Genomic DNA, 24,140 nt, shown 5'->3' with positions numbered 1-24,140 from the left:
ACTACTGAGGTGTGAGCGATGCAAAATCTATTAGAGCCAACATCTCGAGCATTTCCACTAAGCCACGACATGAGTCCTACAGATGTTGTAAAGAGACAAACCTGGATTACGAACGCGTCGCTGTTTTGGAATAACCGGCATCTCATTCTCCGTGTGGCTGGGGCCGCCTTCGCACTTAGTATGGTAGTAGCGTTCATTTTACCCAAAGAGTACGAATCAGGGGCGCGACTTATGCCTCCCGAACAAGGTGGTGGCAACGGCGCGGCGATGCTTGCCGCACTAGTCGGTAAGAGTTCGGCGAGCGGCCTCGCAGGTCTAGCAGGAAGCCTCATCGGAGCGAAAAACAATAGTGCTTTGTTCGTTGCTCTATTGCACAGCGGAACGATATCTGGACATCTCATTGATAAGTTCGATCTGCAGCGTGTATATCACACACGATATCGAGACAGTACTGCTAAACGACTCGCACGTTTGACTAAAATAACCGAGGATCCCAAGAATGGTGTCATCACGATCGTTGTGACAGACGAAGATCGCAACCGAGCAAAAGAGCTAGCACAGGCCTACCTCGATGAGTTAAATGGACTAGTCGCTAGAGTCAACACTTCATCTGCTCATCGTGAACGTGAGTTTATTGAGCAGCGACTCAACACCGTCCAAGCAGAACTACAACGTGCACAGTTAGAACTCAGTGACTTCTCCAGCAAGAACACTACGATTGATTTAAAAGAACAGACCAAGGCTACCGTAGACGCCGGAGCGAAGCTTGAAGGTCAGCTAATAGCAGGCGAATCTGAACTCAGCTCGTTGCGTCAGATTTATGGCGATCAGAATGTTCGAGTTCGTGCGGCGGAGGCAAGGGACGCGATTCTGCGACGCGAGCTACAGCGTGCGAACGAACAGAGTATCCAGGGAACGGAAGGTCAGAATCTCGATGAGACTCATCCATACCCCGGGTTAAGAGAACTTCCTCGGCTGGGCGTGCAGTGGGCGAATCTCTATAGAACTGTCCGGATTCACGAGACGGTATTTGACCTGCTTTCAGAAGAATATGAGACGGCTCGCATTGATGAAGCCAAGTCGATCCCAACGGTCGGGATTATAGATTTCCCCAATCTTCCTGAGCGAAAGTCTGGTCCCCATCGATTGTTAATAGTTTTGATCTCGACCGTGCTGTCAATAATTCTGACGGCAATATACCTTTTGGCGAAGCGGTCCTGGCGGGAACTGGATGCGTTCGATCCTCGGCGTGAACTAGCGACACAGATCAGGTCGACAATTACCGGAAAATGGGGTCGAGGTAGAAATTGACGAATTATTGTTAGCTTCGCATTGGATTGCACCCTTAGAAGGGCTAAATCATATGACCAAAACATTATCCATCTCGATTGTGACGCCATCACTCAATCAGGCAAGCTTCATTAACGACGCTCTGGACAGTGTTGTTATACAGAACTATCCGAACTGCGAGCATTTAGTGATCGACGGGATGTCAACCGATGGAACTCTAGAGTTATTGCGGAACTTTCGGACTTCATCACCGGGCATAACATGGGTTTCCGAGCCTGATAGTGGTCAGAGTGAGGCCTTAAACAAGGGATTTCGACAGGCGACAGGAGATATTATTGGCTGGCTCAACGCGGATGACCGCTACCGGATGGGGTGTTTTGCGCGCGTGGCAAAAATGTTTGAGGAGGATCCGGAGCTCGACATTTTGTATGGAGATTATCGTGTCGTAGACGAATTTGGCGGGCTCGTTCGGATTAAACCAGAGATTGCATTCAGTGCCTTTGTTCTCTTTTATCACCGGGTGTTGTATATCCCGACCACCACCACGTTTTTTCGCCGTCGAGTGTTTGATGAAGGAAATTGGATAAATGAAGAACTCCAATATGTGATGGATCTAGAGTTTTTTATACGTTTGGCCATAAGGGGATACCGGTTCAAACACATTCCGGAGCTTCTTGCCGATTTTCGATTACAACCTGCCAGCAAAACCTGCCGCGAGCCAGACAAGCAGCGGTGTGAGCACAGACGTGTAATTTTCGCCACCGTGCCGTTGCTTCGTCGATTGAAATCTGAGCGACTTAAGAGAGCCGCGCTGCTTTTCTGTCGGCCTATCGCTGGCTTAAGAAGATACGGAGAAAAAGCAATCCGCGGCTCCTATTGGGCACAGTTACAAGCGAGCTCGTTCGACAAATTCGGATCGTAAGAGCAGAGTTATGAATATTCTCATCACAGCACTCTCATCATCAACTGGTCCATCCGGCATCTGCAGGCACGCGTATAGCCTCGTGTGCTGTGCGGCTAGCCGGAGAGAGATCTCAGAAGTCACCTTGGTCATCGGGAAATGGCAAGAGGAATATTTCAGGCATTCATTTCGGATAGAAGGCGCTAAGGTAAACATCATAGTAATTGACACTCGCAATGATGCGTTTACGCGTAATTGCTGGTATCTATGGGAGCTGCCAAAACTCTTAGATGCTGTGGCTGCAGACATTCTTCATCTTTCCTTTCCTGTGCCGATTCGCCGGAATGCGTTGAATTGTCCTGTGGTCGTATCGCTACATGATCTGTATCCTTACGATGAGCCGCATAATTTCGGCTTTCCGAAGGTGTTTTTCAATAGAGTCTTCTTGCAACGTTGCCTCGAGGAAGCTGATCTGGTCGCCTGTGTTTCTGAGACCACGTTGTCCCGATTGACGACACGATTTCCTCAGATTGCCCAACGGAAGAGCGTAGTAGTCCACAATTGCGTCAACATTAACTCCGATAGGCCAAGTGCTCCTGTTATTCAAGGGCAGCCATTTTTTTTAATGGTGGCTCAACACCGGGCGAACAAAAATATATCCCTGGCGCTTAGAGCATTCGGATCGCTATTGGAAAAGGGTAGGATCGAAAGAGGTACGTTGCTGGTTATATTAGGAAACCACGGTCCAGAGACAGCCGCGATCAAAGCCGTCATAGAGCGAGAAGTCTTGGAAGATCGCGTAAAGATGATGGACAGTGTGAGTGATGAGGAATTGTCATGGCTCTACAAGAGCTGTGACTTGTTATTAGCTCCGTCTTTGACGGAGGGGTTCGGTCTCCCTGTAGTTGAAGGGCTGCTTTGCGGAAGTCGTGTTGTATGCTCCGATATTCCGACGTTCCGTGAGATAGGAGGAGAGGCCTGTCACTACTTTGACCTCAACGCTGGGAAAGATGTGTCAGCCTTGGCCGCGGTTATTTGTGATGCGCTCGAGACGCCTAGGAGAATCTCAGAGAATCTGGATAGATTTTCGCTGGGAGAAATTGCCAACAAGCTCATGGTTGTTTATGTCGATCTTCGAGAAGGATCGATGCAGGCGGCGAAGAGAAATGAGACGGTGGCGCTTCACCCAGCTGGTTCTTGATTCGGCATGCCACCAGGGACATTTGGAAGCAGCCTCTGTCAGTTCGGTCCGGAATGTCTCTAACATGTCAGGGCTTTGTCATTTGATGATACGAATGAGATACTTGTGCGGATAACCGCCAAAGAAACCTCGCGATCCCGATAAAATAAAAGAAGTTGGGAGTCAGATCCGATTGAGATTCCTGAGGAGCAAAAAACGTGAGCTTGATTCTGGTTATTGAAGACGATCCTCGGATACAGAAAGCGCTTCATCGGCAATTCACCACTGAAGGTTATGACGTGCATGTGACCGGTGATGGCGCGCAGGGCTTAGCGACCTGTAAGAGCCTAAAACCTGCCGGTGTCGTTCTCGACCTCATGCTACCGAGCATGTCTGGCCTTGAGGTCTGCAAAGGCATCAAGAGCTGGTCCGCGACTACTCCAGTTGTTGTTCTTAGCGCAGTTTCTGAGGTTGCGGATAAAGTTTTGTTGTTGGAGTTGGGCGCAGACGACTATGTCACAAAACCCTTTAGTCCGCGCGAGCTCATGGCACGGGTACAGGCAGCAATTCGAAGAACTCGCAAGCCGGCAGCGATCAGCCGGGTTAGTTTTGGAAACGTGACAGCGGATTTTTCCGGGATGGAGGTTTTCAAAGACGGTACTCCAGTGGTCCTTACAGCGCACGAGATCAAGTTGCTCCAATATTTTGTCGAACATGCTGAGCGGGTCATTACGCGGGAAGAGCTGCTCAATGATGTCTGGAACTACACGTCATACCCGACAACGCGCACAGTAGACAACCACATTATGAAGTTAAGGCAGAAGTTGGAGGTGGATCCAGGAAAGCCTGTATACTTCCGCACTATCCATGGCATTGGCTACAAATTCGTCCGCGGAAACTGATCTCGCTGCCGCTCATGGGAGAACGAAGTTAATGGATAGGCTACGGATGAGAACGACGTTGCTTATCCCACTGGTCGTCCTTTCATTTGGTTGCACGCTACTCAGTCTTCTCGTAATCCGAACAATCGTTCAACAACAGACCAAGGCGGACCTCGCATCCGACCTCCGGCACTCAGTAAAGACCTACCAGAATATTCAACGTCAGCAGCGTGAACTGCTTGCGCGTGAATCTGCCCTTCTAGCCGACTTGCCTAGCCTAAAGTCACTGATGACCACCTACGATCCGAGAACGATCGCGGATGGTGGGATAGAGTTCTGGCAGGTGAGCGGATGCGATTTCTTCGCGTTGCTTGATCAGAACGGGAAGCTCATTGTGTCCTACAATCGAGGTGCGGCGCTAGATCGTTCAGGCGTGGCACATGGGCTTGAGGCAGACCGCCACAAACCAGGCGAGCCAATTCTGCTCTCTCTTGGCGACCGTATCTACGAGATAGCGACCCAGCCACTCTACTTTGGCCCAAAAGAGCACGGGACTTTTCTCGGATCCGTGGCTGTGGGATACCCCATTGACGAGTATGTTGCCCGCGAGGTAAGTGAAGCAGCTGCGGCGCAGGTTGCGTTCGCAGTTAACGGCAGAGTAGTAGTCAGCACGCTAGGTCCGGGATTACAACAACAGCTCATTGCGCGGGGTGGGGATCTGCTGCAGATACCGACCCAGGACAAGAAGATTCAACTTGGGAAGATGGAATATCTGGCGGCATCCGAACGACTCACGACTTCCGTTAGAGAGGAGAGTCCAACGGAGATTCCTCAGCTTGTTGTGCTTAAGTCCTTTGAACAGGCAACGCAATTGCTGAACCGAGTGAACCGTTGGGTGTTGGCGCTTGCTCTTGCAGCACTGGTTGTGGGGTCCGGAATGATGGCCTCGATTTTACGCAATCTGACGCGGCCTATCGGCACGCTGGTCGAAGGGACTCGGGCTCTCGCTCAAGGCAACTTTGACTATAAACTCAGTGAAGACGGTGCCTCGGAGATAAGGGAGTTAAGCAGGGCTTTTGAACGCATGCGTATTCAGTTACGCCGCACTCAGCGGGAACTTCTGGACTCGGAGAGACTTGCGACGATCGGAAGAATGGCAAGTTCCATCTCACATGATCTAAGGCACTATCTTTCCGCAATGTATGCGAACGCCGAATTTATGAGCGGCGTCAATATCTCTCAGTCGGAACGAGAAGAGCTGATGCTCGAAGTACAGACGGCCGTTCAGGGAATGACCGATCTTCTCGATTCGCTCCTTCTCTTTACTCAAACCGGCAGGGCACTCCATCCGGAATGCGAATCGATTACGCTCATGATCCAGAGAGCGGTTAATATGGTCCGCTCCCATCCTGCGGGCCGGGACGTCAAAATAACTTTGAACGGCCTATCTTCGCTCGAAGTGTGGGTCGACGCAAAAAAACTGGGACGTGCGGTTTACAATCTGCTCCTTAACGCATGTCAGGCCGCAAAGCGTGGTCAAGGTCCAGCTGCCGTGACTCTGACTCTCATCGAAAGTGAGCGGTCGATTCAGATCAGAATTGCCGACAATGGTCCAGGTGTACCGGTTCTTGTTCGTCAAAAGATATTCTTGCCGTTTGTAAGCGAGAGCAGGGAGAGCGGCACCGGGCTTGGTTTAACCCTTGCCCAACAAATTGCGCAAGAGCATGGCGGCGGGATTGAACTCGAGGAGACCACGGCAGGTAATACCGTTTTCACGATTAGCTTGCCAAGAGCTGCGTTACAAGCGCTTGGCGTCGCGGTTGAGAAGAAGACCTCGGTTGCACACATCCCCGTCCATGAAAAAGGTTGAAGAATGAGAGAGATCAGTTTCTTACTTCTCACTTGTCTGATACTAGTTGGAGTGTGCGCTTCATCGCCCGCGCAATCGACAATACTTGCTCAAGCTCCAGTACCTTCGTCCCCTTCACCAGCAAATGATTCCTCTTCAAAACTGGAGGAGAGACTGCAAGCAATATCGTTATCACTCGATGAAGCTAATCAGCAGCTCGAACAGTCTCGAAAGGAAATTCAACAGCTGCGACAAGAGCTCTCCCAGATCAAAGGGCAGCTCGCTGCAACCAAACCGGTTTCTGAAGAGTCGATCCACGGAAATGAAGTCGACACGGCAAGGACGACGGCTTCGACGATCGAAGATCTACAAGAGAGGCAGCAAACTCTGGAAGAGCAAGTCAAGCTTCATGAGCAGACGAAGGTCGAAAGCGGCTCGAAGTATCCCGTTCGCGTTACTGGTCTGATCCTTTTCAACTCTTTTATTAATAAGGGTATTGTCGATAATATCGATCTACCTGAGGTTGCCCTCGCCGGAAGCAACGACTCGGGCGATGGCAGTGCTGGGGCAAGTTTTCGTCAAACCATTCTAGGGCTGCAGGGTTTTGGACCTAGGGTCGCCGGCGCAAGAACTTCTGCCGACGTGAATCTGGATTTCTTTGGTGGACTCGCTTATGGCAGCTCTGCAACCTCAACCGGCATCGTCCGCATGAGGACTGCTAGCATCAATTTCGATTGGGATCACGATTCGATTCAGGCAGGGATGGTAGGGCCTTTGATCTCTCCTTTGTCGCCCACCTCTTATGCAACTGTTGCCGAGCCCAGCCTGGCTGGTGCGGGAAACTTGTGGACCTGGTCGCCTCAATTGCGCTATGCGCACCAGATCCCGCTCCATTCGACCAGGCAGCTGCAATTCGAGTTAGGTTTGTGGGATCCGCCGACCGCCGGTTACAGCACAAATCTGCTAGCTCGTGCTCCCAGCCCTGGGGAATATTCCAAACAACCGGCTTATGAATCGCGCATATCCTATGGGACTGCGACCAAAAACTCTTACGGGGATTCTTTCAACGAACATCCTTTTCAGATCGGACTGAGCGGATATTACAGCCGAGAGAATTATCCTTACGGAGAGAATCTGGACACATGGGCGGTTACAACGGACTGGCGAGTACCGCTCGGCGACCATTTTGAAGTTAGTGGAGAGGGATACCGTGGCTTGGGTCTGGGCGGGTTGGGCGGCGGGGTTTACAAAGACATTCTCATCGGTGTCAATCCTGTCACTGGAGGAAACTCGTATCGAGGCTTGAACGCAATTGGCGGTTGGACTCAGTTCAAAACGCGCTTCGGCCGGTCGCTCGAGGCGAACGCGAGTATTGGTCTGGATGACGGCTTCGCAGGAGATTTTCACAGCCTCCAATTTCCAGCGACTGCCACAGAAGTGCAACTGCGCGCACGTAACAAGATGGTCGTCGCCAACCTGATTTTCAAGCCCAAGACCTACATTATCTTCTCCCCTGAGTATCGAAGAATATGGACCTGGCCTATTTATGGTGCTAGTAACTCGGCGGACATCTTCTCACTTTCGGCGGGATATCAGTTCTAGGAGATTGAGAGAGTGCGTAAGTTGCCAAGGTCGAGAACCATCCCACTCTGGTGCCTTCTGGCGGCGCTTGCAGTGCCTCAGCTACGAGCCCAGGGCGTGGAGGTGTCAACAAAGATCCTCGTGCGTGCATCGTCGTCTCCAAGTACGAGGAAGGATCACGAGACACCTAGCGTCAGCAATGTAGTCATATGGCTATCCCCGTTGAAGCCAATGACTACGATATCCCCGTCTCCAGTGAGTCAACCGGTATACCGTCTCGTCCAGAAGCACAAAATGTTCACGCCTCATCTGCTGGTCGTCGCCACCGGAACCTCGGTGCAATTTCCTAATGAAGATCCCTTCTTTCACAATGTTTTTTCACTTTTCAACGGCAAGCGGTTCGATCTAGGCCTCTATGAATCGGGCACGACCCGTTCCGTGCGTTTCGATCGCGAAGGTGTCTCCTATATCTTCTGTAATATTCATCCGGAGATGGGAGCGGTAATTCTGGCGCTGAGCACTCCCTACTATGGGATCTCAGGAGAGAGCGGCACGGTTTCCATCCACAATGTGCCGCCTGGAAGCTACCGGCTGAATGTGTGGAGCGAAAGCGGTCAACCGGTCGATAAGACTATGGCTGAACGCATCGTCCAGGTTACATCTCAACCTTTACGACTCGACGACATCACGCTACAAGCCACAGCCGACGCGCTAGCAAACCATAAAAACAAATTTGGCGAGGAATATAAACCCAATCAGGAGACTCGATATTAGTGATCGGGTCTAGAACCGCTGCGCTGGTAATGTCCGCAAAATTATCAGGCTCTTCTAGCGAATGCTTCTTGTGAGGTTGTAGTAGATCACTGGCGTTACGACGAGACTGAGAAAGATAGAGAGTAGCAGACCGCCTATCACAGCTATAGCAAGAGGTTGAAGCATCTGCGAACCTGCACCAAGTGCGAATGCGAGGGGAAGCATTCCGCAGATAGCCGCAATGGCAGTCATGAAAATTGGCCGGAGGCGGCGCTGGGCGGCATGCAACATGGCTTCGCTAGCAAGATCGGTATCGGTCTGGCCGGCATTGCTCAACACTCCATCCGTGCGGTCGGAGAGAGTATTGCGGCCATGAGATTTTCTCTCAGTGCGATATCTATCGTCCGCATCGAGCAGCAAAATGCCATTTTTTGCAACGATACCAATGACCATAATAAGCCCCATGAAGCTGGCGACATTAAAGATGGTGCCAGTGACAAGGAGCGCAACCACGACACCGGTCATAGATAGGATTGAACTGGAAAGTATAGCGACGGGAGCAGCGAAGTTGCGGAACTCTGCCAGGAGAACGCCGAAAACGAGAGCGAGAGCCAGAACCAGCACTCGGGCAAGGTCACCGAAGGACTTCTGCTGCTCCTGGTAGGTCCCTCCATACTCTACTCGCACGGAGGGCGGCAGGTTGAGGGACTGAACGGTAGAGCGAACACGCGTCATGGCAGTGCCGAGATCGGAGCCTTCGAGGCGACCACTCACGAGAACAAGCTGTTGTAAGTTCTCGCGGCGGATCTCATTTTGCGGCGGAAGTTGACTAACTTGAGCGAGGGACCCGAGACTTGCCGTGCGGCCGCTACTTGAGTTGAAGACCGTGTTCTGAATGGAATCGAGCGAAATTCGTGAGTCGTCGGGAAGGCGAACTCGTATTGTATAGGGCCGGCCGTTGACGATCATTGGGTTGTTGGTGGGAAGACCATCGAGGATCGCAGTCGCGTCTTCAGAAACTTCTGTTGGTGTAAATCCGAGTCTTCCAGTTAATATTGGGTCGATCTGAAAGCTGGTCGCCGGGCCTGAGATTGTATTGTCGACACCGTTCTGGGTGTCAACTACGCCGGGAATCTTTGAGATAGCATCTGCAACCTTTGGCCCGATTTCGTGGAGAAGATTTGCGTCGGATGCAAAGAGCTTGACCTGAATGGGTTCGGGTGAGTTCGAGAGATCGCCAATCATATCTTGAAGGACTTGTGTGAATTCGACGTCAAGGGCTGGTTCCGTTTTCTTGATCTCCGCGCGAACGTCTGCGATCACCTCGTCGATTGAGCGTGAGCGGTGCTTCTTAAGTCGAACGGTGAAGTCGCCGGAGTTAGCTTCGGTGACGGCCGCAAGCCCCATCTGCAGACCGGTCCGGCGAGATGTTATTTCTACCTCTGGCGTATTATGCAGAATCTGCTCCACATGAAGCAGAATGCGATTCGTTTCAGAGAGTGAGGTGCCGGCTGGCGTCAGGTAGTCGAGGACGAAGGCACCCTCGTCCATCTCCGGTAACAAGTCTGTTCCAAGTGCACGATAGCTGAAATATCCAATGATGACGACGATAAGACAAGCCAGTCCAAGAAGAAATGGCCGCGCCAGAGCCCACATTAACAAGCGGCTATGGAGACGGAAGATTTTGCGCATGACCGGGCCAACTTCATGATCTTGAATTTGATCATTAACGACGGAGCGTGAAGCCGCGTTGGGAGACGCAACGTTTTGGTTGCTTCGCAGGAGATGCAACGAAAGAGCAGGAGTCCACGTGAGTGCCAGAGCCAACGAAGTGAGCAAAGCCGCCGTCATAGTGACGGCGAGCGCACGAAAGAAACTTCCAGTGACGCCGGTGACGGCTATGAGCGGAAGAAAGACCACGACCGGCGTGATGGTGGAGAAGACGAGGGGTGTTGTGATCTCGTGAAGAGCTTTCCGAATGGCCTCGATCCGGGGCTCTCCGCGGTCCCGGTGTACGACAATGTTTTCTACGACAACGATTGCGTCATCAATGACAAGGCCAATCGCCGCGGCAAGACCACCCAAGGTCATCAGGTTGAACGATTGGCCGATCAGCCAAAGGAACAGAATGGTAACCGCGATCGTGACTGGAATTACAAGCCCGGCTACTAACGAAGAGCTCCAGTCTCGCAGGAACAAAAAAAGGATGACGCACGCCAAAATCAGACCGACAAGGATCGCGTCGCGAACACTGGCAATTGCTTCCCGGACGAGTTCGGACTGATCATAAAACGGAACCAAGTGAACCCCGCGAGGAAGTCTCGTCTGCAACAACGCGATCTCCTGAGCGACCGCGTCTGCGACTTTAACTGTGTTCGATAAAGGTTGACGGGCGATGTTCAGGAGGACGGCCGGTTTGCCGTTTGAGGTGACGATTGTATAGACCGGCATTGTTGCAGGCTGCACTGCGGCTACATCTGCGACACGGATGGGAGCGCCGTTGAGCGTCGTTTTGATGACAAGGCTGGACAACTCGGAGCTGTTGTGGGCCTGCGCACCAATGAGGCCCAGGATCAGTTGGTGGTTCGCCTCGTAAAGTCCAGGTGAGTCAATGATATTCGATGCCTGAATACCATTGACGAGGTCGAGGAGAGTCACCCCGGCCGATTGCATACGGGCGAGGTTTGGAATGACGTGAAACTCCGGAACGTTACCTCCTTGGACGACGACAGTACTCACGCCATTGACGCGATTCAGAGGCGGTTTGAGATCGTAGGTGGCGATCTCCCACAGTTGAGTCTGCGATACCAAATCTCTTCCTGAAGCGTCGGCGTCTGTGGTTAGGGCATATCCGAGGATGGGAAAGGTAGCAAAAGTGAGACGGTTGGTGCTGATCCGTGCGGTTGTGGGCAGCGACTGTTGGACCTTAGAGAGAGCCGCATCGGTAAGTTGAAGCGTGCGGTACATGTCGACGCTCCAGTCGAAGAAAAGGCTGATCTCGGCTGAGCCTCGGCTGGTAGTGCTACGAACGGTGACCAGACCGGGGACGCTATTGATTGCATCTTCGATCGGCTTAGTTATTGTGACCTGCATCTGTTCGACAGGCATCACACCGTTGTCGACACCTATGACGACGCGAGGAAAGTTGGTATCGGGGAAAACGGAGATTGGAACCTGAATGGCTCCGTATATACCAGCGACTGTAAGGACGATCAGAAAAAAAAAGATAGGTTTCGAAGCGTAAGAGAGCCAGAAGTCTTTGGTAGGTTGGCGAAGAGCGGGAGTGACTTCGATCATTGGCGTCACTGTTCGTCCTTCTTTCCGGCCCCGGGCTTCGTGTCCGCGTCGGTAGTGTCAGGCTTGTCGGTAGCAGTTGCTCCGATCTTTACTTTTGTTCCATCATCTAGCCCATAGGCCCCCGTTGTTATTACAGTGTCGGCAGCGGTGATGCCGCTGAGGACCTGAACGGTCTCGGGAGTTTGGATGCCAAGTACGACTGTGTGTCTGCGCGCTGATCCGTCTGCAGCAACAACCACCATGACTGACTTTGTCGTACCGTCGGCTGCTGTTTGAACGGCTTCCGAAGGAATCAGCAAAGCGTTAGACATGGCACGGCCTGTGATGACAGCATGCACGGCTGTGCCTGCCTTAAAATAGTTCTTCGGATTTTCGACGCGAAGCCACACTTCAACAGTCGTGCTCCCCGGGTCGAGAGCGGGACTAATCAGGGAAATCTTGGCTGCTATGTGGTCGGCAACCCCCGGAATTGTGACTTCGGCAGGGGCTCCCTGGGTCAGTTGCTGCGATTGTATTTGGGAGATGTGCAGCTTGGCCAACAACGCCGATGTGTCCATGATGGTAATAACTGGTGTTCCGGCCGCAGCAGTCTCGCCTTCGAAAAGAGGACGGTCTGTGACGACACCACTGATCGGGCTTCGTATCTCCGTATAGCTCAGCTGAGCCTGGGCCCCCAAGTACTTTCCTTGAGCAGAGGCGAGTTGGCCTTGTGCGTTCTCCAACATGGCCTTGTGACTCACCTCCTGAACAGCTTCAAAATGTTGTTTAGCGATGTCATAGGCAGCTTGTGATTGCACGAGAGTCGCCTTCGCCGTATCGAGATCACGCCCCGGGATAGCTCCCTGGGCGAATAGTTGACTCCGGGCCGACACGATACTCTGATTGAGGTCGAGCGCGCCCTTAGCTTGGGTTAGATCGAGTTGCGCTTTTGTGTAGTCCTCTGGTGCGGTAGCACGAGTCGCCGTTTCGTAGGCTGCTTGTGCGGCTGTGTATGCGCCTTTGTTGTCGAGTGCAGCCGCCTCGAGATCCCTGTTTTCCAGAGTTGCCAACAATTGACCTGCTTTGACAATCGATCCTCGTTGCACATAAAACTTCCGAACAGGAGCTGTGATCTTGGGCGAGAGAGCTGCCTGCGCAAACGGTGCGAGCGTGGCGTCAGCCGGGATCTGTTCGGAGATACTTCCAAGCCGGGGATGAACAACCTTGACGGTAACTTCCGGAGCAATCGATTGCTCAGCTTTCTTGCATCCGGTTATTAGAAACGAGAGGGCGCCAAGAAGCATGGTAGTCAACGCATAATTGACTCTATATGTTCGGATAACTGCCATGGTTAGATTGTTCCTGTGAGGATCTGTAGATTGGCGAGTGCGGTCTCGTACCGGACGGTTCCGTCTTCACGCGCGAGCTCGGCGCTGGTTAGCGAGTTTTGCGCGTCTACGACTTCGAGAACGGTAGCCTCGCCAGCGGTATATCGCAAGCGCGTGAGCCGAAGGCTTTCTTGCGCCGTCTGAGCGCTGACTTGGAGCGATTGCAGTTGATCTCGTGCGACCGACGCTTCGGCGTAAAATTCATCAAGTTGCGCTATGAGACGGCGCTGCGTTGCCGTAAGTGCGGTCTTGGCAGCGTCACGCAAGATCTGAGCTTGCCGCACCCTATGTTGCGTCGAGAGCCAATCCCAGACCGGAATATCAAGAGTCGCCGTAGCAGAGTAGCCCAGATTACGGACGCCGTCCCTGCCGTTGGCAGCGAACTGTGCCGCGTCGATACCGTAGGTAAAGCTGAGGCCCAGATCCGGCAGATACGCCGCGCGCGCCGAGTTCACGTCAAGACTGCTGACGCGGAGAGAACTCATAGCACTTTGTAGCTCTGGGTTTGATCGAGTGGCGGCCGCCTCAACCTCGGTCCGGCTAGCGAGAGGCGCCGGAACAGGAGATATCGTGAGGGTGAACGGTGATCGCGGATCCGGGAAAAGCAAAACGCCTAGCTCAAGTCTTGTCTTTTGCACCTGCAGCGCAGCGTCGGCGAGATCTCTTTCGCGCTGCTGCTGTTGTAGTTGCGCTTTGACGACGTCCGCATGAGCTGCTTCTCGGGCGTTCTCCCTTAATTCCGTGAGCGCGGTAAAGCTTGAGGCCTCTTGCGAAGCGCGTTGAGCGACGAGCAACCTACGGTCGGCCGCCAGAGAGTTATAAAAGAGCCCAACAACTGCAGCCACTAATCCTCGTCGAGCTATCTCCAACTCGGCCGACGCTACTGCTGCTGTAGCCGCGGCGCGGGATACTGCGGTAATTTGCTGAAGGCCGACGGTCTCAGAGATGATTCCTTGGCTTGTGTACTCATGCACCGCGTTGTTGGCGATAAAACGTGGCGCAGAACCGATAGAAGGAGAGTCGATACTGGCGTTGTTTGATCCGGTGGGTCCGTTGGCGGGCTGCGTATAAATGAACTGATTATGGTAAGTAGCATTCGGCAGCAGGGACGCACGGGCAATTGAATGGTCGAGACTGCTGATCTGACTTGCTGCAACTGCTGCGGCAAACGCGGGTTCGTTGTTTCGAGCACGTAAGATGGCCTCGTCAAGCGTGATGTGCACGGATGGGTTTCCCTGTGGTGGGGCGCTGAGAGACTGCGTAGATGCAAGCACCGTCTCTTGCCCATAGAGGAGGACAGGGGCTTGAAACAGCAACAAAACGACCACTGTTAGTGGCCTGTTCTTGTTACTACGATCTCTTTCATGTAGACGATCTGCCCCTAAACGATTGATCATAACTAATTGCGCTCGACCACCAGCACGATAAAGGACTCCGGCACAACAGTGGGACGTGGGTGCGGGTTTTCCGGCGTTACGGCAGGCCTGGGGCCGAACTCTGCGCTGACAAGATAAATTCGCCCGCTTCTCGGATCGAACGCCATGGTGCGAGCGCCTTTTTTTGTCGGGAGCGATTGCAGTATCGGATAGTCGCTCTTACCGGCGTCAACTATAGTCAGAGTTCCATCTCCGTTCGATGAAAACGCTAGCTTGTGAACGGCATCGTAGGCAGCCGCATCCGGTCCGTCTCCGATGGCTGGTGTAGCAAGGCTCTTGCCAGATTTCGAATCGGTTACGGCCATCTTATTGCCATCGCAGACCGAAAAGAGACGATGTCCAGCGACATCAATTGCCATACCTGATGGGGAATCGCAGCCGGTAAGTTGCCAAGTCGCTGTTGTCGTAGTTGTCGCAGCGTCCAGCCGAACGATGTCGTTCTTGTCCTCGATATTTACAAAAACTGTGCCATCACCATCGACAGTAGGAAACTCAGGTTTTCCGGGAAGAGGAATAGTGGCGACAACGGTGCGTTGAGCTGTATTTATGACAGTTACATTTTTACTGCGACCGTTGAAAGCCCACACCGTCTTGGAGCGGGGTTCGAAAACTATGCCATCCGGATTCGTGCCGGCGGGAATTGATGCCACTTTTTCAAAAGATGCACGGTCAAAGACAACGACAGCATTCGCGCCACCATCGGAGATATAACCAAATTTACCTGTGTCGTCAAATGTAACGCCATGAGTCCCTTTTAGGCCGGAGATGTTGCCAACGAGCTTTCCGGTATTTGTATCTAGAATTTCGACGCGAGTACCATGCGTGAGATAAAGGCGGGGCATGGTTGGATCCACAGCGAGGTAGTCCCAGCCTCCCTCCCCTCCCACGGCCCATTTAGCCTGAAGCTGGAATGGCTTTTGAGCTATTGCCTGTTCGTGAGTTGAAGGGATCAAGGTTGCTGTGGTCAGGACCAGCTTTCCAAAAGTTGCCCAGATTTTCTGTCTGATCATAGGTCTCCGTATTTTGCTCTGCGACCAAGTTACGGCCGGTACGCTCACTGTCGCAGATGAACCTTAAGACATCCTGAAGAATAGGGAAGTGAAGAAATTTTTATCTAACAACTAGAGGATTCGGTCTCGTTTGGCGGCTTTTACGGAGCGATTCCGGTCGGAGTAGACAAAGAGCGATCAAGAGGTAGTCGGACAACTACCGTAGTTCCTGAGCCCGGTTTGCTTCGAATTTCGATTGTTCCTTTTGCTTTATTAGTAATAGCTCTGCAAATGGTAAGTCCAAGACCGGTACCACCAGTTCGTCGACTGCGCGAGGAATCATTCCGGTAGAAGCGGTCGAAGACGTATGGAAGAAATTCTTTTTCTATACCACTACCTTCATCGGCGATAACCAATTCAAGCCAACCGCCGGCCGATCTCCCTATCACGCGTATAACATCTCCTGCTTCGCTGTGCTGTAGCGCGTTCATCAGCAGATTGGAGCAGAGTAATTCCAACTCGTCTCCCTCTATGTCCAAGGTAAGAGCATTGGGAACCGAAATCTCGATGCCAACCCTGTTTAGCTCGGCGAATGTCTCGAGCTGCGTGGCCACATTCTTTACGGTCTGGGCTAGGTTTGTCGGATGAATACTTGAATGATCTACCGTGCTTGTCGTGTTGCTTTCAACGCGGGCAAGGGTGAGCATCCTCACTACGATCTCTTCCATACGCCGACAGTCGATCTGACACCGTTCGAGCCCGGCCTGATACTCACTCGCGGCTCTTGGTTTCATCGAGAGCAGTTGAAGAGACGACTTAATAACTGCGACTGCCGTCTTCAACTCGTGCGTGGCATCGCTGACAAATTGATGTTGCTGTTTGAAGGATCGTTCAAGTCCCTGCATTGCAGTCTCTAGCGCCGTCGCGAGTGGAGCCAACTCCGTTGTTTCACGAATTCGATCCGAAGGTGCAAAACGCCACGAGTAAACAGAAAGGCCGGATGCTTGTGCCGCAAGCTCGTTGAGAGGGGCGAGCCCCCTGCGAAGCAACCAGAACATGACCACTCCTGTAAGAATGACAAGAATCAAGCTCGTCGCTCCATAAAATAAAACAGCATTCCACACCGCTTGCCATACAGGACTTATCGGAGAACCGTAAACGATCGTCACGCGCCGCCGCACTCCTCCGTTTTTATCTCCTGGATCTACTACCCGTAAACCGTCCATTCGAATTGTTCGATAGCGCGCGCCATGCACGCGGATCTCTTCGAACTGCTTTGACGATGTGGCCAAAACGTTGGACCCGCTTGGAATCTTCCATGCCGGAGAGTGGCCCAGGATGCGTCCGTTTTCATCCCAGACTTCATAGATGTCGACATTCGGTAGATTGATCTCGCTGCCGTCGAGCATAACGCTATCTTGAGCGTCCTCGGCATCCTGAACAGCCCCAAGAAGCGAATCAGCACGGCCGCGCAGCATGATATCGAAGGTGCGAAATCGGGCGTGTCGTTCGTACAGAACTACGAGGGCGGTTCCTAAAACTGCCGAAGCGAGTTCAACGAGAAGGACCGAAACGATGAGCTGTGTTTTTATGGACCGAAACCTCATCCGCGTGGCTGCTCTCTTAGAGATAATCTGTATCCACGGCCTCGAAGTGTTTCAATGCTCGGCTCTGTGGCGTCCCAGTCCAGTTTCCGGCGCAGATTGGAAACGTGTGCCTCAATCACGTTCGAATGATGCTCCCAGTTGTAGTCGTAGAGATGCTCAAGGAGTTCCCGCTTGGAAACGATTACCTTCGGTCGATGCATCAGATATTCGAGGATGTGGTATTCCATCGGTGTTAGATCGATCACGTGCCCCGCTCGAGTGACCGATTGCTGAAGCGTGTCGAGTTCAACGTCCGAGAGTCTCAGTAGAGGATGTGCAACACCTTTGCCTCGTCTAATCAGCGCCTTGGAACGTGCGATTAGCTCGCCGAGATCAAAGGGTTTAGCCAGGTAGTCGTCGGCGCCTGTATTAAGGAGTTCGATGATCGATGTTGCCTCTCCGCGCGCAGTCAAGATCAGCACCGGCGTTAGGTCGCGGTCGGCACGAAGCTTCCTGAGGACCCCCTGACCGTCTAGCAAAGGAAGCATCAAATCCAGAATGATGAGATCGTAACAACGATTACTTGCCAACGACGAACCCATCTGACCATCCGAGGCACAGTCAACAGCGTAACCAGGAATCTCGCGAAGAGCTGCCGCCACGTTCTCCGCTAACCTGACCTCATCTTCGACAAGAAGAATACGCATGGAGAGAGTATCGCCGATGGATGCTTAAGCCAACCTTAAGGATAGGCTTCAGCGATGGATATAAGATGACTGCTTCCCGTCATACTCTGGAGCAATGCGAGCTTTTGTGAGCCGAGCTTCCCACGCCCCACTGCAACGTAGATACTGTCAGGATGCGATCACCAACAGCAGCTAAACTCGGAGAAATCGGCTTGCCCGCACCGATACGCGAACTGGCCTTACGCAGGTGGGACGTAATCGTAGTTGGGGCAGGCCACAACGGGCTTGCCTGTGCAGCCTATCTGTCAAAGGCAGGCAAGCGCGTGCTCGTGCTTGAGAGCCGTGACCGAGTAGGCGGTGCCTGCACGATTGAAGAACCTTTTCCCGGGGTGCGCATGTCTCCATGCGCCTATCTCGCGGGCCTGCTGCATCCACTGGTTGTCTCAGAGTTGGATCTGCCCGGACGGGGTTTTCAGTGGACTCCCGCGATCAATGGGCTCTTCGTTCCGTTCCTCGATGGCACTAGCGTTCAACTGTGGGACGATGATCAGCGGTGCGAGGAAGAGATTCGCAACTTTGCTCCCAGAGACGTAGAGGGTTGGCGTGCGATGAACGACGTCATTCGCAGGTTGCGCGATGCTTTGCGTCCTGAGGGCGACAGGGACATGTGGATCGGCGAACCTCCCACTCGCGAACAAATCGAAGAGAGACTTAACGATGACCAGGAGGCGAAACATGTCCTCTTCGACTGGTCGATGGCCGAATTCGTCGAACGCTATCTGAGTGATGAACGTCTACAGACTGCATACCTGGGTCAAGGAGTAATCGGTACGAATGCGAGCCCGTTCACTCCTGGCACGGCTTCCATCCGATTTCATCATTCTTCAGGCCGGCTCAGCGGAATGCCTGGCATGTGGGGCTACGTCAAAGGCGGCATGGGCATGGTCTCGTTCTACTTCTGCGACGCCGCACGTGAAGCAGGAGCAATCGTAGCGACTGGCGTTCCCGTCGGGCAGATCATACCTGGACAAGGTGTCGTCCTCGAGGGTGGTGAGCGTATCTTTGCTCCAATTGTGATCTCGAATGCTGATCCGCGGCGAACGCAGAAGCTGCTCGGAACGGCGGCGGATCTTCTGTGGAGCAAGTGTGTCGAGAAGGTTCCAATTGAGGGTTGCACTGTGAAACTGAATGTCCTGCTGCGTGAGCTGCCTGACTTTACAGCCCGTCCGGGACAGAATCAACCACACCATTACGGGCAGATAAATGCACCACTTACCAAAGCTGAATGGAAGGCCGGGTTTGTCGCCTCGCAACTAGGCGAACTACCAGACTACTTATGGTGCGAGCTGTACTTTCAGAGCATCCACGATGCGACGGTTACCCCAGAAGGGCTGCACACTATGAGCATCTTTGCGCAATACGTTCCCTACGCATTTTCGCGTGGTACGTGGGATGAACGACGCGAAGAAGTTCGCCAACTTGCACTTGGATCGCTCTCACGCTTCTGTTCCAATATCAACAATGCGGTGCTGGACTCTCAGGTCCTAGGCCCTCCGGATATCGAACGCAAGGTGGGTCTCACGGGCGGTCATATATTCCAAGGCGAATGTCTGCCCCCTTATATGTGGTCTAATCGACTGTCCGTACGGACGCCGATGCAAGGCGTCTACCTCTGCGGAGCGTGCACACACCCAGGCGGCAGCGTTATTGGAATTAACGGACGTAACGCTGCAATGGTTGTATTGAAGGACACCGGAACATCCGACGACAGGCTTTCACGTTTCTGACGCGTGAGGTGTGTCGCAATGTGATTTAAGCCCTCAGAAAACGTCTTTGGAATGCGGAAAGTACGGGTTCGATTCCCCTTGGCGATACCACACCCTCCCCGACCTCACCTTTCGGCTGTTGCCAACTCAGGTTCTTTTAGTGCGTGCTCTCTGCGCCGCTGAAAGCGATCAAGATATAGGTACACCACTGGCGTTACGTAGAGAGTGAGGGACTGGGAGAGCAGTAAACCACCGACGACTGCGATCCCTAGTGGGCGTCGCGCCTCTCCCCCGACGCCGTGACCCCACGCAATTGGAGCAGCGCCCAGTAGAGCTGCCATGGTCGTCATCATGATCGGACGGAAGCGCTGCAAACAGCCTTTATAAATTGCCTCCGCGGGTAGCATTCCTCTTTCGCGCTCGGCAACTAGCGCAAAGTCCACGATCATAATCGCGTTCTTCTTCACGATGCCGATCAGCAGAATGATCCCCAGGAACGAGTAGAGATTCAGGTCTTGTCTGAATGCAAGGAGCGTCAACAACGCGCCGATTGCTGCGGGCGGCAGCCCCGATAAAATCGTAATGGGGTGGATGAAGCTCTCGTACAACACGCCTAGCACGATGTAGATCACCATCACTGCGATTATTAAGAGAAGTCCCAGACCGTCCAGCGAGCTCTGAAACTGCGCTGCCGTCCCACGAAAAGTAAAGTTCATCGACGCGGGGAGTCCCGACCGGGCTGTTGCTCGCCTTACTGCATCTGTTGCTGCACCGAGGGACACGCCCGGGCGAAGGTCAAAGTGAAACGTCACTGAAGGGAACTGTCCCAGATGATTCACCGTTAGCGGAGCCACCGTCTGGTTTAGAGTGGTTATTGTCGACAACGGCACCAGTCGCCCCGTATTGGACGCCACGTAAATGCTCCCTAGCGACGCAGGATCGCCCTGATACTCGGGCGCCACCTCTAGCACGACATCGTACTGCTGCGAGGCTACGGTGATCGTATTCGCACGCCGGTTACCATATGCGTCGTACAAGGTATTTGCGATCTTTTCCGGATCTACATTCAATGACATTGCAAGGTCGCGACGGATATCCACGTTTATGCGTGGCGCGCTCATCTGCAGATCTGTCGAGACATTCGTCAGCTCTTTTACCCCTTCCAGCGTCTGTTTTAGCCGCGGTGCCCAACGATAGATATCTTCTGCATTTGGCCCCGAGAGTGCTACAGAGTACTGCGATCGCGTCTCGTTCTCGCCGAGGTCAACAAGATCCGCCGGCTGCAGATACACTTTCAGCCCTGGTATTCGATCAAGTCTCTTCTGCAGATCCGCGATGATTGTCTTCACGTTTGGACGGTGTGGATCAGTCTTCAGATTCACCCATAGCCATCCCTGGTTTTGAGCGAAGACGCCAGATAGATTGCTGTCCATCCACGGCGTTTTAGCCAACTCGCGATTCACTTGTTCCCCATACGCGATCATCTGAGCAAACGAGTTGTCCTCGGCAGACTCCATCGTTCCCGAGAACCCCCCGATATCCACCGCAGGCATAAAGCTTTTCGGCACTATTATGAATAGCCATATAGTCATCGCTGTCATTGCAAAACTTAAAGCTAACACTGCTCTTGCATGCTTCAGTACCCAGTCGAGCGACCGTCGATAGCCAGTCTCTAGTGCTCCGTAGTTGCGCTCCGACCAGCGATGAAACCAGTGGTCGTCATTCTTTTCCGTATTTAGAAAGCGGCTGCAAAGCATCGGAGTCAGCGTAAGCGCCGAGATGCCGGACAACAGAACCGACACGGAAATTGTCACTGCAAACTCGCGCAGCAGGCGCCCAAGTACACCGTTCAAAAAGAGAATTGGGACAAATACAGCGACCAATGACACGGTCATTGACAGGATGGTGAACCCGACCTCATTTGCGCCGCCGAGCGCCGCCATCATCTTCGATTTGCCCATCTCGCGATGACGCACGACGTTCTCGATCATCACGATCGCATCATCAACGATGAAGCCTACCGATAAGGTCACCGCCATCATCGAGAACATGTCCACCGTATAGTTCAATAACCTCATCACAATGAACGATCCTAGAATCGAGATCGGGATTGTCGCGCTTGCAATCAGGGTCGACGAGAGCGTGCCAAGGAACGTAAAAATCACCAGGACTACCAGTACGATCGTCAATAGGAGGGTGCGGTTTACCTCAGCGATCGAATCGCGCACAATTCTTGAGTCATCTGAGACGCGTCCAAAGGCCACTCCCGGCGGGAGGGTATCAATCAATCCACGCACTGCGGCTTTGACCGCATCCGCCACCTCCACCGTATTCGCGCCGGGCTGCTTACGCACCGCCAGAATCACGCTGCGCTGCCCGTTGATCCAGAAGGTCCGCTTGTCGTTGCTCGTGCTGGTGAGGACCGTTGCCACCTGGTTCAGACGCAACGGCATACCTTGCCTATAGGCGACTACCAGATCAGAAAACTCGCTCGCTGTCGTCATCTGGCTCTTGGCTTCGAGCGAGTAGTCGCGCGTTGCGCCGTACAGTGTGCCCGTCGGCAGACTTGCGCTGTTTGATGTCAGCGCTGTACGAACCTGTTCAAGATCAAGCCCATAAGCGGCAAGTCGAGCAGGATCGGCCTGAACTCGGATCGCGGGCCGCTCCGGGCCATATACCTCTACCTGCGAGACGCCGTTCACCATCGAGATCTGCTTTGAGACGATTTGCGTTGCGTAACGCGAAAACTCCTCGTAAGCCATCGTTTGCGAGTGGAGTTCAAGCCAGACAATCGGGTTGTCCGTCGGGTTGACCTTGGAGTACGACGGTGGTGCCGGCATCCCCGTGGGAAGAACTCCTCCTGCGCGCGAGATTGCCGCCTGCACGTCTTGAGCGGCCGCATCGATGCTGCGATTCAGCGCAAAGTGCACCGTGATGTTCGTACTACCAAAGGTGCTCGATGAGGTCATTCCTTCGATGCCGGGGATGCGGGAAAATTCACTCTCGAGAGGGGTCGCTACCGTCGCGGCCATCGCATCTGGATTAGCCCCCGGTAGCTCCGCCGAGACATAGATCGTCGGATATTCAACCTCCGGCAGATTGCTGACTGGCAACGACAGATAACTTAACAGTCCGAACCCCGCGATTGCGGCGATAAGGAGCGTCGTCGTAGTTGCACGCCGGATGAAGAATTCGGAAGATCGCATGTCAACCCTCGTTGAACGGCTAAGAGAAAATACGTGGTCGGCGGGTCGATTCGTCAAGGAGAGAGATCATTGCCTGTCTCCGATCGTGGTTACTCGTGCGCCCGGGGTGAGACGAAGTTGGCCCTCCGTTACTACCGCGTCATCTGGTCGCAGACTACCGCGCCCCAGCACGGCAAGTGAAGTTACACTGCCGTTTGCAGCCTGCTGCTTGTAGCTTCGTTCTACTGTTACGGGCACCATCGTCGCGACGTTCGCCTCCACTCGCCACGCATATCGTCCATCGACACCTTGCTGCACCGCCGACTCCGGCACGACAAGTTTTCCGTTCTCCACTCGAAGCCGCAGCCGCACATTGACGAACTCCCCCGGCCACAACTCACCGTCGGCGTTCGCGAAGCTCGCCTTGAGCCGAATTGTCCCGGTCGCCCCATCCACTGTGTTGTCGATAAAGTCGAGATGACCCTTCGCCATTGTCCCCGTCCCCGTACCCGCTTCCACCTCGAGCGGTCCCTGCGCGCTTAAGCGTTGGATATCTACCAGTGCCTGCTCTGGAATCCCAAAAGTCACGTGAATCGGGGCAAGCTGCAGGAGCGTCACCAGTGTTGTGTCGTTCTCCCGTATTACGTTGCCAGCCTTTACCATCGCGGCCCCAGCACGGCCGGAGATCGGCGCTACCACATTGGCAAAGTTCATCTGTAACTGGGTCTGGGCCAGTCGCGCTCGATCAGCGTTGACGGCGCCCGCTTCGGCCGCCACGGCCGCCTTGTCCGCGTGCAGACCCGCGCTCGCCGAATCACTTGTCGAAACAGCCTCGCTGACACTCTGGCCTGAGAGGACGCCCAGCTCGCCCAGCTTCTTCGCAGTTTCTGCTTCGGACCTGCGCTGCTTCTCTGAAGCCGCGTCCCGCGCCGCCACCGCTTCCGCCTGCTGCTCCATCGCCGAGTCACGATCCAGCTCTGCCTGCTGCTGCGCCTGCTGACGATATAACGTGTCGCGATCGACGGTGAACAGAAGCTGTCCCTTCGTGACCTGTTGGCCTTCGGTGAAGGCGACCGTCTTAATCTGGCCTCCAATACGCGGCTTCACCTCCACGCTCTCGATCGCCTCCACGTTCCCTACGGCTGCGATTTCAAGCGGTACATCTTCAAGCACAGCCCGCGTCGTACGTATTGGCACGCCTTCAGAAGGCGTCGTGTTCGCGTGCGCTACCACACGAGAGCACGACGTGACCGGCAAGATGAGCAGCGTGCACAAAGTCGTCCAGAAATACTCTCTACGCATTGTGGTAGCACCTCAGCTTCAGCATCCCGCAAGCTGCGCTACATCGAAATCGATATGCAGCCAATGATGCAGAATTTGCAGGGAGCGCACG

16 protein-coding genes are annotated in these 24,140 nt (G+C 53.6%); 8 read left to right on the top strand and 8 right to left on the bottom strand.

Translation table 11 applies throughout. The features are described 5' to 3' along the window. Window positions 1-18 precede the first annotated feature (18 nt). The 7 genes from RBB76_RS23965 (at window position 19) to RBB76_RS23935 (ending at window position 8,456) form a co-directional block, all read left to right on the top strand. Window positions 19-1,311 carry a GumC family protein gene (locus RBB76_RS23965; protein WP_429630499.1) on the top strand — a complete coding sequence of 431 codons (1,293 nt, stop codon included), beginning with the start codon at window positions 19-21 and terminating at the stop codon, window positions 1,309-1,311. A gap of 52 nt (window positions 1,312-1,363) precedes the next feature. After that, window positions 1,364-2,212: a glycosyltransferase family 2 protein gene (locus tag RBB76_RS23960; protein WP_429630501.1), complete on the top strand. Its 849-nt coding sequence runs from the start codon at window positions 1,364-1,366 to the stop codon at window positions 2,210-2,212. A gap of 10 nt (window positions 2,213-2,222) precedes the next feature. Then, window positions 2,223-3,392 carry a glycosyltransferase family 4 protein gene (locus tag RBB76_RS23955; protein ID WP_429630503.1) on the top strand — a complete coding sequence of 390 codons (1,170 nt, stop codon included), beginning with the start codon at window positions 2,223-2,225 and terminating at the stop codon, window positions 3,390-3,392. Window positions 3,393-3,589: 197 nt separating this feature from the next. Next, window positions 3,590-4,273: a response regulator transcription factor gene (locus tag RBB76_RS23950; RefSeq protein ID WP_429630505.1), complete on the top strand. Its 684-nt coding sequence runs from the start codon at window positions 3,590-3,592 to the stop codon at window positions 4,271-4,273. A gap of 742 nt (window positions 4,274-5,015) precedes the next feature. After that, window positions 5,016-6,122 carry a sensor histidine kinase gene (locus tag RBB76_RS23945; protein ID WP_433963487.1) on the top strand — a complete coding sequence of 369 codons (1,107 nt, stop codon included), beginning with the start codon at window positions 5,016-5,018 and terminating at the stop codon, window positions 6,120-6,122. A 3-nt stretch (window positions 6,123-6,125) separates the two neighbouring features. After that, window positions 6,126-7,703 carry a hypothetical protein gene (locus RBB76_RS23940; protein ID WP_429630509.1) on the top strand — a complete coding sequence of 526 codons (1,578 nt, stop codon included), beginning with the start codon at window positions 6,126-6,128 and terminating at the stop codon, window positions 7,701-7,703. Window positions 7,704-7,976: 273 nt separating this feature from the next. After that, window positions 7,977-8,456 carry a hypothetical protein gene (locus tag RBB76_RS23935; RefSeq protein WP_429630511.1) on the top strand — a complete coding sequence of 160 codons (480 nt, stop codon included), beginning with the start codon at window positions 7,977-7,979 and terminating at the stop codon, window positions 8,454-8,456. A 54-nt stretch (window positions 8,457-8,510) separates the two neighbouring features. Here the strand turns inward: RBB76_RS23935 and RBB76_RS23930 are convergent, their stop codons facing one another. From RBB76_RS23930 to RBB76_RS23905, 6 genes are all read right to left on the bottom strand, one after another. Then, window positions 8,511-11,732: an efflux RND transporter permease subunit gene (locus tag RBB76_RS23930; protein WP_429631146.1), complete on the bottom strand. Its 3,222-nt coding sequence runs from the start codon at window positions 11,730-11,732 to the stop codon at window positions 8,511-8,513. Between the two features lie 5 nt (window positions 11,733-11,737). Beyond that, on the bottom strand, window positions 11,738-13,060 hold the full coding sequence (locus RBB76_RS23925; protein ID WP_429630513.1) for an efflux RND transporter periplasmic adaptor subunit: 1,323 nt from the start codon (window positions 13,058-13,060) through the stop codon (window positions 11,738-11,740). A 2-nt stretch (window positions 13,061-13,062) separates the two neighbouring features. Then, complete coding sequence (locus RBB76_RS23920) at window positions 13,063-14,415, bottom strand: TolC family protein (protein WP_433963486.1); 1,353 nt, start codon at window positions 14,413-14,415, stop codon at window positions 13,063-13,065. Window positions 14,416-14,498: 83 nt separating this feature from the next. Continuing rightward, window positions 14,499-15,545, bottom strand: coding sequence for a YncE family protein (locus RBB76_RS23915; protein WP_429630517.1), 1,047 nt, complete (start codon window positions 15,543-15,545; stop codon window positions 14,499-14,501). Window positions 15,546-15,685: 140 nt separating this feature from the next. Next, window positions 15,686-17,131: a sensor histidine kinase gene (locus RBB76_RS23910; RefSeq protein WP_429630519.1), complete on the bottom strand. Its 1,446-nt coding sequence runs from the start codon at window positions 17,129-17,131 to the stop codon at window positions 15,686-15,688. After that, window positions 17,128-17,817, bottom strand: a complete 690-nt coding sequence (locus RBB76_RS23905; RefSeq protein WP_429630521.1) for a response regulator transcription factor — start codon at window positions 17,815-17,817, stop codon at window positions 17,128-17,130. Before RBB76_RS23905 ends, RBB76_RS23910 begins: the two co-directional genes overlap by 4 nt. A gap of 191 nt (window positions 17,818-18,008) precedes the next feature. On the opposite strand from RBB76_RS23905, the gene RBB76_RS23900 reads away from it, so the two are divergent. Further along, window positions 18,009-19,583: a phytoene desaturase family protein gene (locus tag RBB76_RS23900; RefSeq protein ID WP_429630523.1), complete on the top strand. Its 1,575-nt coding sequence runs from the start codon at window positions 18,009-18,011 to the stop codon at window positions 19,581-19,583. 104 nt (window positions 19,584-19,687) lie between these two features. Here RBB76_RS23900 and RBB76_RS23895 read toward each other — a convergent pair whose 3' ends face one another. Continuing rightward, window positions 19,688-22,768 carry an efflux RND transporter permease subunit gene (locus RBB76_RS23895; RefSeq protein ID WP_429630525.1) on the bottom strand — a complete coding sequence of 1,027 codons (3,081 nt, stop codon included), beginning with the start codon at window positions 22,766-22,768 and terminating at the stop codon, window positions 19,688-19,690. A gap of 66 nt (window positions 22,769-22,834) precedes the next feature. After that, a complete protein-coding gene (locus tag RBB76_RS23890) occupies window positions 22,835-23,944 on the bottom strand; it encodes an efflux RND transporter periplasmic adaptor subunit (protein WP_429630527.1) in 1,110 nt (369 codons plus the stop codon). Window positions 23,945-24,140: the final 196 nt, after the last annotated feature.

Source organism: Tunturiibacter psychrotolerans, from assembly GCF_051013365.1.
GTDB lineage: Bacteria > Acidobacteriota > Terriglobia > Terriglobales > Acidobacteriaceae > Edaphobacter > Edaphobacter psychrotolerans_A.
The sequence above is the reverse complement of the archived record's forward strand: the minus strand, read 5'-3'. Positions and strand labels throughout refer to the sequence as shown.